Annotated in this window: 13 protein-coding genes and 1 riboswitch; all 13 genes read left to right on the plus strand. The window is 47.5% G+C overall.

Going from position 1 to position 12,220, the window contains the following annotated elements:
- Positions 1 to 143: 143 nt before the first annotated feature.
- A riboswitch (cobalamin riboswitch) is annotated at positions 144 to 313 on the plus strand.
- A gap of 94 nt (positions 314 to 407) precedes the next feature.
- From cbiD to mtnA, 13 genes are read left to right on the plus strand one after another with little or no spacing between them, the layout of a single operon-like run.
- Positions 408 to 1,508 (plus strand): cobalt-precorrin-5B (C(1))-methyltransferase CbiD, encoded by a 1,101-nt coding sequence (gene cbiD, locus BUA83_RS04635; RefSeq protein ID WP_072935015.1) that lies wholly within the window; start codon positions 408 to 410, stop codon positions 1,506 to 1,508.
- Positions 1,493 to 2,119: a precorrin-6y C5,15-methyltransferase (decarboxylating) subunit CbiE gene (gene cbiE, locus BUA83_RS04640; protein ID WP_072935016.1), complete on the plus strand. Its 627-nt coding sequence runs from the start codon at positions 1,493 to 1,495 to the stop codon at positions 2,117 to 2,119. The genes cbiD and cbiE overlap by 16 nt, the downstream gene beginning before the upstream one ends.
- Positions 2,120 to 2,701 (plus strand): precorrin-6Y C5,15-methyltransferase (decarboxylating) subunit CbiT, encoded by a 582-nt coding sequence (gene cbiT / locus BUA83_RS04645; protein WP_072935017.1) that lies wholly within the window; start codon positions 2,120 to 2,122, stop codon positions 2,699 to 2,701.
- A gap of 12 nt (positions 2,702 to 2,713) precedes the next feature.
- Positions 2,714 to 3,475: a precorrin-4 C(11)-methyltransferase gene (cobM, locus tag BUA83_RS04650; RefSeq protein WP_072935018.1), complete on the plus strand. Its 762-nt coding sequence runs from the start codon at positions 2,714 to 2,716 to the stop codon at positions 3,473 to 3,475.
- Entirely contained in the window at positions 3,472 to 4,533 is a 1,062-nt protein-coding gene (locus BUA83_RS04655) for a cobalt-precorrin 5A hydrolase (protein ID WP_072935019.1), read from the plus strand. Before cobM ends, BUA83_RS04655 begins: the two co-directional genes overlap by 4 nt.
- A complete protein-coding gene (cobJ, locus tag BUA83_RS04660) occupies positions 4,521 to 5,258 on the plus strand; it encodes a precorrin-3B C(17)-methyltransferase (protein WP_072935020.1) in 738 nt (245 codons plus the stop codon). Before BUA83_RS04655 ends, cobJ begins: the two co-directional genes overlap by 13 nt.
- On the plus strand, positions 5,255 to 6,025 hold the full coding sequence (locus tag BUA83_RS04665; RefSeq protein ID WP_072935021.1) for a cobalt-precorrin-6A reductase: 771 nt from the start codon (positions 5,255 to 5,257) through the stop codon (positions 6,023 to 6,025). The genes cobJ and BUA83_RS04665 overlap by 4 nt, the downstream gene beginning before the upstream one ends.
- A gap of 9 nt (positions 6,026 to 6,034) precedes the next feature.
- On the plus strand, positions 6,035 to 6,667 hold the full coding sequence (locus tag BUA83_RS04670; protein ID WP_072935022.1) for a precorrin-8X methylmutase: 633 nt from the start codon (positions 6,035 to 6,037) through the stop codon (positions 6,665 to 6,667).
- 37 nt (positions 6,668 to 6,704) lie between these two features.
- Positions 6,705 to 8,087: a cobyrinic acid a,c-diamide synthase CobB gene (locus tag BUA83_RS04675; RefSeq protein WP_072935023.1), complete on the plus strand. Its 1,383-nt coding sequence runs from the start codon at positions 6,705 to 6,707 to the stop codon at positions 8,085 to 8,087.
- A gap of 1 nt (position 8,088) precedes the next feature.
- Positions 8,089 to 8,652 (plus strand): bifunctional adenosylcobinamide kinase/adenosylcobinamide-phosphate guanylyltransferase, encoded by a 564-nt coding sequence (cobU, locus tag BUA83_RS04680; RefSeq protein WP_072935024.1) that lies wholly within the window; start codon positions 8,089 to 8,091, stop codon positions 8,650 to 8,652.
- A 2-nt stretch (positions 8,653 to 8,654) separates the two neighbouring features.
- Positions 8,655 to 10,184 carry a cobyric acid synthase gene (locus BUA83_RS04685; RefSeq protein ID WP_072935025.1) on the plus strand — a complete coding sequence of 510 codons (1,530 nt, stop codon included), beginning with the start codon at positions 8,655 to 8,657 and terminating at the stop codon, positions 10,182 to 10,184.
- Entirely contained in the window at positions 10,181 to 11,143 is a 963-nt protein-coding gene (gene cbiB, locus BUA83_RS04690; RefSeq protein ID WP_072935026.1) for an adenosylcobinamide-phosphate synthase CbiB, read from the plus strand. Before BUA83_RS04685 ends, cbiB begins: the two co-directional genes overlap by 4 nt.
- Complete coding sequence (mtnA, locus tag BUA83_RS04695; protein WP_072935027.1) at positions 11,140 to 12,195, plus strand: S-methyl-5-thioribose-1-phosphate isomerase; 1,056 nt, start codon at positions 11,140 to 11,142, stop codon at positions 12,193 to 12,195. Before cbiB ends, mtnA begins: the two co-directional genes overlap by 4 nt.
- Positions 12,196 to 12,220: the final 25 nt, after the last annotated feature.

Below are 12,220 nucleotides of genomic sequence, written 5' to 3' on the forward strand. Positions count from 1 at the left end.
GCTGTCAGAGGAAGTTTTTTCCTTGGCAAAACTCGAACGAATGCGTTATAACTCGTTCTACTCGTTGAAACGCTGTCAGAGGAAGTTTTGCCCTTGGCAAAACTTGAACGAATGCGTTATAATATTACGTGGTTTTAATTTAACAGAATATACGGCAATCAGGTGCAAAAGCTTAATAGGGAAGTCCGGTCCGATTCCGGCGCGGTCCCGCCACTGTATGAAGGAGCATTTTCTGTATGCCACTGGCATGTGCCGGGAAGGCTGAAGATGTGATGAATTTAGCCAGGAGACCTGCCTGATTGCAGCACCGTACTGCGTATGCAGGCGGCCTACGGCTGATAGGCGGGGTGGAAGTGATTCGAGTTTAACGGTATCTCCCTGTCTGTTGACGGACAGGGGGATTTTTTTTGGCGAAGGAACTGCGCGGAGGTTATACAACCGGGGCATGTATGGCTGCGGGAGTTAAGGCAGCGCTTTTGTATGAAAAGGGCGAAAAATGTGATACTCTCGAACTGAAAGCACTTGATGATACAATTTTGACAATTCCCGTTAAGGCTGTAAGACGGACAGAAGAGGGAATATGTGCAGAGATAATTAAGGATGCCGGAGACGACCCGGATATAACGAACGGTGTCTCTGTATTTACAACAGTACGGCATCTGCCACAGGGAAGCGGTTTAGTATTTCGTGCAGGAGAAGGAATCGGCACTGTAACAAAGCCGGGATTATCCGTACCTGTCGGAGAGCCGTCAATCAATCCCGGACCTAGGAAGCTCACCCAAAATGTCGTGGAAGAAGTTTTGGGTGTCGGAGCAGACCTTGAGGTAACAGTTTCTATCCCTGCCGGCAAAGAGCTTTGCAAGCAGACATTGAATCCTGTGCTTGGTGTTGTCGGAGGAATATCTGTTGTCGGTACAACGGGCGTTCTCAGGCCTATGTCAGAGGAAGGGTTCAAAAACTCCCTGGTTCCGCAGATTGATGTGGCACTTGCGGCAGGACTTGATACGCAGGTATTCGTTCCCGGCAAAATCGGAGAGACACTTGCTGTGAAGCATGGCATTCCGAAGGAAGCCATCGTACAGACCAGCAATTTCATCGGATTTATGCTGGAGGCTGCGGCAGAACGCGGAGTCAAGCGTGTTTTGCTGTTTGGACATATAGGAAAACTCGCAAAGGTTGCCGCAGGTGTGTTTTATACACACAACCGTATAGGCGATGCACGGCTTGAAGCTATCGGCGCATACGCGGCAGCGGCAGGAATGCCTGCTGAGGGAATACAAAGAATTTTAAATGCTACCACAACAGAGGATGCATTGACTGTTCTTGAAGAATATAAATATATGCACGTGTGCAATACACTTGCGGAACGTGCCAGCGCCCGCGCTGAACGGTTTATTTTCAACAAGCTGACTGTCGGTACGGTACTTGCTACCATGCAGGGGACGATTCTCGGTATGGATGAGCACGCCAAAGAGATGGGAAGGGATTTTCATTGGGATATAGAATAATAGTGGCAGGTATAGGACCGGGAAATCCCAAATACGTGCTGCCTGCTGCGGCAGAGGTAATAAAAAACGCAGATGTTCTTGTAGGCGGAAGCCGTGCGCTTGCCGATTTTGCAGGAAACGGACAGAAGACAATGGCTATACGGGGAGATATCCCGGCGGTCATGAGCTTTATCCGAGAAAATCTGGAATCATCGGATGTAGTCGTTATGGTCTCAGGCGACCCGGGGTATTATTCCCTGCTGGACGCGCTGCGCCGTGAGTTTCCGGAGGATGTGCTGGAGGTTATTCCCGGAATCAGCTCAGTGCAGTACGCTTTTTCGAAGCTTGCGCTTCCCTGGCATGATGCACTGCTTTTAAGCTTTCACGGACGTGTTCCTGACGATGTATCACTGCGTTATGAGAAGGGAAAGCTTCTGGGGCTTTTAACAGATGCCAAATACAGTTCCAAAACTATACCGGAGGTCCTTATAAAACGCGGTTGGCCAAAGGATGCGCGGCTTGCCATCTGCTCGCGGCTGTCGTATGAGGATGAGGAAATTGTTCGTACGACACTGGGTGAGGCTGCCGATGAAAAGGAACAGACACATTGCATATTGGTGGTGGAAGGATAAATGGCATTTTTAGGCATACCTGATGAAGAATTCATACGCGGCAAGGTTCCTATGACAAAACAGGAAATCCGTGTTCTGACAATGGTAAAGGCGCAGATTTCAAAAAATGATATTGTATGGGATATCGGAGCCGGAACAGGTTCTCTTTCGATAGAGGCGGCAAGGCTCGCCGAAAACGGGCATGTATACGCAATAGAGAGAAATCACGAAGGAATTGAGCTAATAAAGAAAAATGCCGAGAAATTCGGCGTATCGAACTTAACCGTTATTGAAGCGGAGGCACCGGCAGGAATGGAAAATATGCCTGACTGTGATGCCGTAATCATCGGAGGCAGCGGAAAGCAGCTGGACCCGATACTTGATGTCATAAATGCGCATCTTAAGGTTGGCGGAAATATTGTTTTGAACTGCATAACAATACAGACGCTTTCATCTTGTCTGGCGTATATGAGGAGTCATAAGGAAGAATTCAAATATGAAGCAATACAGGTGCAGGTCAATCGACTTGAAGCAGTCGGTCCTTATGATATGGCAAAAGCCATAAATCCAATTTACATAGTAACCTGTAAAAAGATAAAATAGGGGGATTTTTTCATGCAGAAGGTTTCAATCGTAGGCGCGGGTCCTGGAGATCCGGAGCTCATAACTGTCAAAGGACAGCGTCTTTTGAAGGAAGCGGATGTCGTTATTTATGCGGGTTCGCTTGTTAATCCAAGGATTCTTGAGGTCTGCAGGAAGAATGCCGAAATATTTAACTCTGCTTCAATGACTCTGCCGGATGTTGTAAATAAAATTGAAGAATCAGTTAAGGCGGATAAAAAAGTTGTCCGCCTCCACACAGGAGATCCTGCAATCTATGGTGCGATTCAGGAGCAGATGGATGAATTCAAAAAACGCGGTATCGAATACGAAGTAATTCCGGGCGTCAGCTCGTTCCTTGCAACAGCTGCGGCATTGAAGCAGGAATATACGCTTCCTAATATTTCACAGACTGTAATTGTTACGCGCGGCGCAGGCCGCACTCCTGTTCCTGACCGTGAGAGCCTCAAAAGCCTCGCACAGCATCAGGCAACGATGTGCATATTCCTCAGCATCCAGATGCTTGATAAGGTAGTTGAGGAGCTTGAGGCCGGCGGATACCCCGAGGATACACCTATTGCCATTGTACATCGCGCATCCTGGCCTGAGCAGAAAATCGTCCGTGCAACACTCAAGGACGTAGTTGAGAAGGTCAAAGAAGCCGATATACCGCGGCAGGCTATGATTGTTGTAGGGCGTGTTCTTGATACGGAGTATGATTTGTCACGCCTTTATGCGCCTGAGTTTGCGCATATGTTCCGTCAGGCATCAAAATGAGATGCGCTGTTTTTTCTGTTACGTCAAACGGAATAGCTCTTGCTGAAAAGCTGATTAAAGGCTGTCCACGGCACAGCTTTGATGTTTACGTAAAGGAAGGGCGGGAAGCCGGGGAAGGCGTGTTCCGCTACAGTACGCTGAAGGATGCTGTCGCTGAATGCTTTGAAAAATATGATGCGCTGATATTCTTTTCGGCAATTGGGATTGCTGTGCGCATGATTGCGCCGCATTTGGAAAGCAAGCTCAAAGACCCGGCTGTTATCGTTGTTGATGAGGCAGGCAGGCACGCGATAAGTGTGCTTTCAGGTCATGTTGGCGGAGCGAATGAGCTTACAGAGGAAGCTGCGGCGGTTCTTGGGGCAGAGCCTGTAATTACCACGGCGACAGACGTAAATGAAATAAAGGCACCCGATGCATTGGCTTCAAAGCTTGGAATGCGTCCGGTGCCCAAAAGCGAAATACAAACGCTTAACGGTACCCTGGTTGAAGGAAAAGAAATAAAATGGGCAGTTGATACTTTGCTTGAAAATGCTGAATTTTATGAGCAGAAGCTTGAAAAATACGGCATCCATGCGGAGAAAATCTCTGCTGATGAGATTTTTAAGAGTGAAGCTCCCACAGTATTTCTTACTAAGTCGGAAGGAAAGCATAGAAAGGGCCTCTTGTATCTGATACCGCAAAGGCTGATTGCAGGTATAGGCTGCAGGCGCGGTGTGTCTTCTGAGCTGATTCGTGACGCACTGGAAAAAGCGTGCGCGCAAATAGGCCAGGACATTACACGGGTTTCTGAAATTGCGAGTACTGTTGTGAAAAGTGATGAAGCAGGGCTTTTGGAGCTGGCTTCATCGTTAGGGGTAAAAACAGTCTTTTTCGATAATGAAACATTGGAAAAGACAATCAACTATTATAAGCTCCCTCAGTCTGAATTTGTAAAAAAACAGATTGGGGTAGGAAATATATGTGAAGCAGCCGCGCTTTCCGCCGTTAAGGACGGACGGACTGCTTTACCAAAGACTAAATACACGAAAGTGACGGTGGCACTGATATGGGAAAAATAGTAGTAGTAGGTCTTGGACCTGGCAGCATGGAGCAGATGACTCCGCGTGCGTTGAAGGCGATTGAGGAGGCGCAGGTGGTTGCAGGATATACTACATATATCAAACTCATCGAGCCGCTTCTTAAAGATAAAGAGGTTATCGGAACAGGCATGATGCAGGAGGTTGACCGCTGCAAGCTTGCGGTTAAAACTGCTTCAGAGGGCAAGGATACAGCTATGGTATCCTCCGGTGATTCCGGTGTATACGGAATGGCAGGACTTATTCTGGAAATTGCCGAGACATATCCTGAGGAAACTCGTCCGAAGGTTGAAATTATTGCCGGATTATCCGCTGTAAATGCAGCAGCATCTGTACTCGGCGCTCCGCTTATGCACGATTTTGCTGTCATAAGCCTCAGCGACCGTCTTACAGAATGGGACCTTATCTGCAAACGTCTGGACTGTGCTGCGCAGGCTGATTTTGTTATTGCATTGTACAACCCGAAAAGCAAGACGCGCGTAAAGCACATTGAAGAAGCCCGTGAAATCATGCTTCGCTATAAGGCTCCGTCCACACCGGTCGGAATTGTAAAGAACGCGTCACGCCCCGGAGAAGAAAAAATCCTTTCGACACTTGAGAACTTTACGAAGGAAGATATTGACATGTTCTCGATGGTCATTATCGGCAACAGCAAGACATATATCAAGGATAACTGGATGATTACTCCGAGAGGATATCACGTATGATTTTTTTGGCAGCCGGAACACAGGACGGACGTGAGCTCGCCGGCTATCTGCTCAGCAAAGGATATTCAGTAACAGCTTCCGCGGTAAGCTCTTACGGAGGAATGCTTCTGAAAAAATATCCGGGAATTGTAATAAATGATGAGCCGTTGGACGAAGAGGGACTTGTTGAATACATTGGGGAGCATGGTATTAAATTGTTTGTTGATGCCAGTCATCCGTATGCGGCAAATGTTTCTCAAAATGCAATGAATGCCTGCAAAAGGACGCATATTCCATATATCCGCTATGAACGAAAGGCAGTACCGGTGGATTATGATAAGGTATATGCCGTCGACGGCTACGAGGAAGCATCAAAGAAGGCTGCTTCTCTTGGTAAAAACGTGTTCTTAACAACGGGAAGCCGAAATCTGAAAGCATTCGCAGAGTCACCGTATCTGAAGGACTGTGTTTTGACAGTACGGCTGCTTCCGACGGCAAAGGTTATTGCTGAATGTACAGAGCTTGGTTTCTCCCCTAAAAATATCGTAGCGCTGCAGGGGCCGTTTTCAACGGAATTAAACATAGCACTCTACCGTCAGTACGAGGCGGATGTTATTGTTACAAAGAACAGCGGAGAGGTCGGAGGAACCGATACAAAGCTTGAGGCAGCAAAGGCGCTTGGGCTGCCGGTTGTCATGATTGACCGCCCGAAGATTTCTTATGATGAAATTGCGTATACTTTTGAAGATATAGCCGCTTTTGCAGAGAAGCATATCGCAAAGAAATGAGGGATTAGCATGGATTATATTAAACAGCCGATGGAAATCGAGAACCGCAGCATGGAAATAATTGCGCCGCATCTTGAAGGATTGAATCTTGATGAAGCGCAGACAAAGGTTTATTCCCGAATGATTCATGCATCGGGAGATGTTGAATACGCTCCGGTCATTAAAATTCATCCTGATGCTATCAAAGCAACGCAGGAGGCACTGAAAAAAGGCGCCAATATCTACACAGATGTTGAAATGGTCCGTACGGGTATCCATAAGGCATCCTTCAACCGTTATGGCGGAAAGATTGAGTGCCGTGTTTCTGACCCGGAAATCGCAAAGCTTGCAAAGGAAAAGGGCATTACGCGTTCCATGGCTGCAATGCGTTCCTTTGGCAAGGATTTGGATGGCGCAATAATCGCAATCGGAAATGCACCTACAGCACTTTTTGAAGTACTGCGTATGGTGGATGAGGAAGGAATCAAACCTGCCGTCATTATCGGTATTCCTGTTGGGTTTGTAGGCGCAGCGGATTCCAAAGAGCTTCTGGCAAAGAATACTAAAATTCCTTACATTACGGTAGAAGGAACCAAGGGCGGCAGCCCGATTGCCGCATCCGCAATCAATGCCATCATGTATCTGCTGGATAACCGCAGATAATCCAATAAATATTCAACATTCAAAGGGGCAGGCTTCAATGAATACGAAAATTCCACGTATTGTAATTGCTGCAACACAGAGCGGTTCCGGAAAAACCACTATAGTTACGGGACTCCTTGCCGCACTGCGTAACAAAGGACTGAAGGTACAGTCTTACAAAATTGGACCGGATTATATTGACCCCGGATACCATAAACTGGCAAGCGGGAGGCCTGCGCACAACCTTGATACATGGCTTGTATCAAAAGAAAAACTGAATGAAATCTTTCAGAAAACGGCAAAGGACGCTGATATTGTCGTCATAGAGGGAGTAATGGGACTCTACGACGGCGGAAAGAACGGAATAAGCTCGACGGCAGAGATATCCAAGCTCCTTGATGCGCCGGTTTTGCTGGTTATCAACGCAAAGTCCATGGGAGAATCTGCTGCTGCGATAGCCCTCGGTTTTAAGAGCTATGATCCTGAGGTCAATATCAGCGGAGTAATTCTTAACCGTCTTGGCTCAGCGACTCACCGCAGCATGATAGAGGAAGCCCTTGACCGTCTTGATATCCCCGTTTACGGTGCTGTCATGCGCAACGATGCAATGATACTTCCTGAGCGGCATTTGGGCCTTGTTCCTGTAGAGGAAAACCGTAAGGAAAAGGAAACGGTCGAAGAGATTGGAAAGACTATTGCCCGTGAAATAAACATAGAGAAGGTTATAGAGCTGGCAAATTCGGCATCTGAGCTTCCAGGAATTGAGGAATGTGCAGGAGACCGCGGCAGCGATGTCAAAATCGCAGTCGCCCGTGACGACGCATTTTCTTTTTATTATCCTGAAAGCCTTGCAGTGCTCGAAAAATACGGCGCTGAAATCGTGCCCTTCAGTCCGCTTAAGGACAGGGAGCTTCCTGAGTGCGACGGCCTTATTCTTGGTGGCGGATTTCCGGAAATGTTTGCAAAAGAGCTTTACGACAACGAAGGTATGCGTGAGTCGATACGCAGGGCAGCAAAAGACGGGCTGCCGATTTATGCGGAATGCGGCGGATTTATGTATCTCATGAAGCGCATGATAGATTTTGAAAAAAATGCGTATCCTATGCTTGGAATAGTTCCCGGAGAAGTAGAAATGAACCGTAAGCTGCAGACTGTTGGGTATGTCTCGGCAGAAATGCAGCGGGACACAGTGCTCGGTCCAAAGGGAACGGTACTTCACGGACATGAATTTCACTTTTCATCCGAATGTGCCCCGTCGGAGGGAACGAAATATCCGAGAGCATTTACGTTTGTGAGGACAAGAAAAAAAGAACCCTACGACGCAGGATATGCTGAAGGAAATATCCTTGGTTCGTACCTGCATCTTCATTTTGCAGGATGTCCGCAGGCTGCCGAACATTTTGTAAATGTTTGCAGAAAACGTAAAAATCAGGAGGCGTAAAATGGGACAGATTGTGCTTGTCACCGGCGGCGCGCGCAGCGGAAAAAGCAGTTTCGCTGAAAAGTACGCTGCACGGTATGGAAAACACATCGCATACATTGCGACCTCGCAGATTTTTGATGATGAAATGAAATTCCGGGTCAAGCTCCACAGAGAGCGCAGACCGGCTGACTGGAAAACCTTCGAGGCTCCCTTCGATGCGCATGAGGCGCTTAAAGAAGCAGGTAAGGAGCATGACATGATTCTTTTTGACTGCCTTACGATATATGTAAGCAATCTTTTGTGCTCCCTGCCGTCTATTGAGGATTCGGATAAAAACTATGCTCTTGCAAAGGAAAAAATCGGACTTTTGCTTGAGCAGGCAAAAAATAATAACGGAACGACGATTTTTGTGTCAAACGAAGTAGGAAGCGGTATCGTTCCGGAAAATCATCTTGCACGGGAATATCGTGATATAGCAGGCCTTGTTAATCAGATGGCAGCCAAGGCCGCTGACAAGGTTTATCTTGTGTCCTGCGGTATTCCGGTGGATATCAAAAAAATTGCTGAAGTTTGGGAGGAATGAACATGGCGAACTGTATCATGATGCAGGGAACTAGTTCCCATGTTGGTAAAAGTATACTTGTAACGGCACTTTGCCGTATTTTATATCAGGATGGTGTCCATGTTGTACCGTTTAAGGCCCAGAACATGGCATTAAATTCCTACGTAACCCGTGACGGCAAGGAAATGGGACGGGCACAGGTTGCACAGGCAGAGGCCGCAGGCCTCGAACCGATGGTAGAAATGAACCCTGTTCTCCTGAAGCCGACAGGAAATGCCAGCTCACAGATTGTTGTTATGGGACAGCCTGTAGGGAACATGTCCGCAAAGGATTATCACAAGGGATATTCAGTTAAGCTCTTCGGGCATGTCAAAGAAGCACTGGCAAAGCTTCAGGACGAATATGACACCATTGTTATTGAAGGCGCGGGAAGCCCTGCCGAAGTAAATCTTCATGACAATGATATTGTTAACATGCGTGTAGCAAAATATCTGAATGCGCCGGTTTTTCTCATTGCAGATATCGACCGTGGAGGTGCTCTGGCATCTCTTGTCGGAACACTGGAGCTTCTTGAGGATGATGAGCGTGACCTCGTAAAAGGCCTTATCATCAATAAATTCCGCGGTGACGTGACACTTTTGAAGCCAGCGGTAGATTTCCTTGAAAAGAAAACCGGAAAGCCGGTACTTGGTATTATTCCGCATCTTGATAATCTTGGCATAGATGATGAGGATTCTGTATCGCTGGAGGATAAGCCTGAAAAAGAAAAGGCACAGGCTGACCTTCATGTGGCTGTAATGCGCACACCGAAAATCTCGAATTTTACAGATTTTGACGCTATTGCCAGTGAGAAGGATGTATCGCTCCATTATGTAACGGATGTTGAAAACTTTGGACATCCTGACCTCATCATGCTGCCGGGCAGTAAAAATACAACCGAGGACATGCTCTGGCTCCGCTCCAGTGGTCTTGAGGAAAAGATTCGGGAGGCAGTGGAGGCAGGTACTCCTCTTATCGGAATCTGCGGCGGCTATCAGATGCTTGGAAAAGAAATCCGCGACCCGCATCATACAGAATCAGAGCATGACGGAACAACGGGCCTTGGTTTCCTTGACATGGCAACTACATTTATCGAGAGCAAGCTGACATCGCAGGTTACAGCGGACTGCCATGACTGGAACTTTATGGGAACGAAAATTTCTGCGAAAGACCTTCATGGCTATGAAATTCACATGGGTGAGACAGAATTTTTCGGAGACAAGGATGAGCACCCGATAACAATCACTGAACGGCGCGGTGAAAAATGCGCTGTTGAAGAAGGAACGTCCCGTGCCGACGGCATGGTATTCGGAACGTATATTCATGGAATTTTTGACCATGACGAATTCAGACGTGCAATGCTCAACGTACTCAGAGTGAAAAAAGGTCTGGAGCCTCTGGAAAATACGCGCAGCCTCTTTGCTGAGAAGCAGCGCGCATATGATCGTCTGGCTGAGACCGTTCGTGCGAACCTTGATATGGATAAGGTTCGGGAAATACTGGCGGCACAATGAATACTGCAATTTTAGCCTTCGCCATTGACTGCGCAATAGGGGATCCCCGTTCGAGCTTTCATCCGGTTGTCTTAATCGGTAAGCTTATCTCCCTTTTTGAAGCATTTCTGTACCGCGAAGATGATTCCGACAACGTAAAATTCTGCAAGGGTGCAGTCCTCATGCTGTGTGTCCTTATAATATCCTACTGCGCTGCTGATGGGATAATGTATCTGGCAGCGCTTGCACATAACGAATATGTTACGTGGGCTGTAGGCGCATTGCTTCTGAGCTTTACGATTTCACCGAGAACTCTTTCCGAAGCAGGTCATGAGATAAGAGCATACCTTCTTGCAGGAGATCTGGAAAATGCCCGTTTTAAGGTCGGCTGGATCGTGGGACGTGATACGGAAAACCTGACAGTAGGAGAGGTCACACGGGCCACAGTCGAAACAATATCCGAAAACATTGTGGATGGAATCGTTTCTCCGCTTTTCTTCTTTATGCTCGGAGGAGTACCCCTGGCAGTTATGTACCGCGCGGCGAATACAATGGATTCCATGATAGGGTATAAGAATGATAAGTACATGTTCTTTGGACGTGCCGCTGCAAGAGCTGACGACGTATGGAACTATGTTCCTGCACGCATTACCGGAGTGCTTCTGATTTTTGCGGCATTTATCCTGCATATGGACTACCGCAATGCATGGCGGATTATGTGCCGCGATGCCAACAAACATCCCAGCCCGAACGGAGGCTATACGGAATCAACAGTTGCCGGAGCACTTGGAATACAGCTGGGCGGACTTAACTATTATTTCGGAAAACCGTCATTTCGGACCTGTATGGGAGATCCCGTTCATGAGCTTGGCCCACAGCATATTCTTCAGGCTATAAGGCTTATGTATACGACAACGATACTCTTTTTGCTTGTTATGGCTGTTGTGCATTATTGGTATACAGGAGGGCGCTTTTTATGAATATCCTCGATTATGATACCGTAGCCCTTGATGATTCGGATTCGGCGCTTGTCATCATCGACCAGACGAAGCTTCCAAATCAGCTTGAAATTCTTCATTTACACACACAGAAGGAAATCTGGGATGCGATTTACCTTCTGCAGGTCAGAGGCGCTCCGGCAATCGGTGTTGCGGCAGGCTACGGAGTGTATCTGGCAGCAAAAGGAATTGATACAGAGGATTATGCTTTTTTTGAGCAGGAATTCGTAAAGGCATCTGACTATTTGAATTCTTCACGCCCGACAGCGGTAAATCTTTCGTGGGCGCTCAAACGCATGAAGGATGTTGTTATCGCAGGACGCGGAGGCAGTGTAGCTGACGCTAAGCAGAAGCTGTTGGCTGAGGCAAAGGCGATACAGCAGGAGGATATTGATACCTGCAGGCGAATAGGTGAACTCGGGCTGTCACTCGTAAAGCCCGGAGACGGAATCCTTACTCACTGCAATGCGGGACAGCTTGCAACGAGCCGTTACGGAACCGCCACCGCACCAATGTATCTCGGTCATAAACAGGGATATCATTTCAAAATTTATTGTGACGAAACACGTCCGCTGCTGCAGGGAGCAAGACTCACATCGTATGAGCTTTCAAGTGCGGGGCTTGATGTTACTGTGCTGTGTGACGGCATGGCAGCCTCACTCATGAAGCAGGGGAAAATACAGGCTGTTTTCACAGGCTGCGACCGTGTTGCTGCGAACGGTGACGCGGCAAATAAAATTGGTACAATGCCTTTGGCTATAGCCGCAAAATATTTCGGCATACCGTTTTATATATGCGCGCCTTCGTCAACTATCGACATGTCATCGAAAACAGGCAGGGATATAAAAATCGAACAGCGTCCTGCTGAAGAAGTCACAGAGATGTGGTATAAAGAGCGCATGGCACCGAAGGATGTCAAGGTATTCAATCCGGCTTTTGATGTGACAGACGCAGAGCTTATCACTGCAATCATCACCGAAAAAGGTATTCTGCGCGCGCCTTATACGGAATTTATCAAAGCAATATTCAAATGAAATAGCAGCGTGCTTACGCGCTTAA

It is taken from the genome of Schwartzia succinivorans DSM 10502, from assembly GCF_900129225.1.
GTDB lineage: Bacteria > Bacillota > Negativicutes > Selenomonadales > Selenomonadaceae > Schwartzia > Schwartzia succinivorans.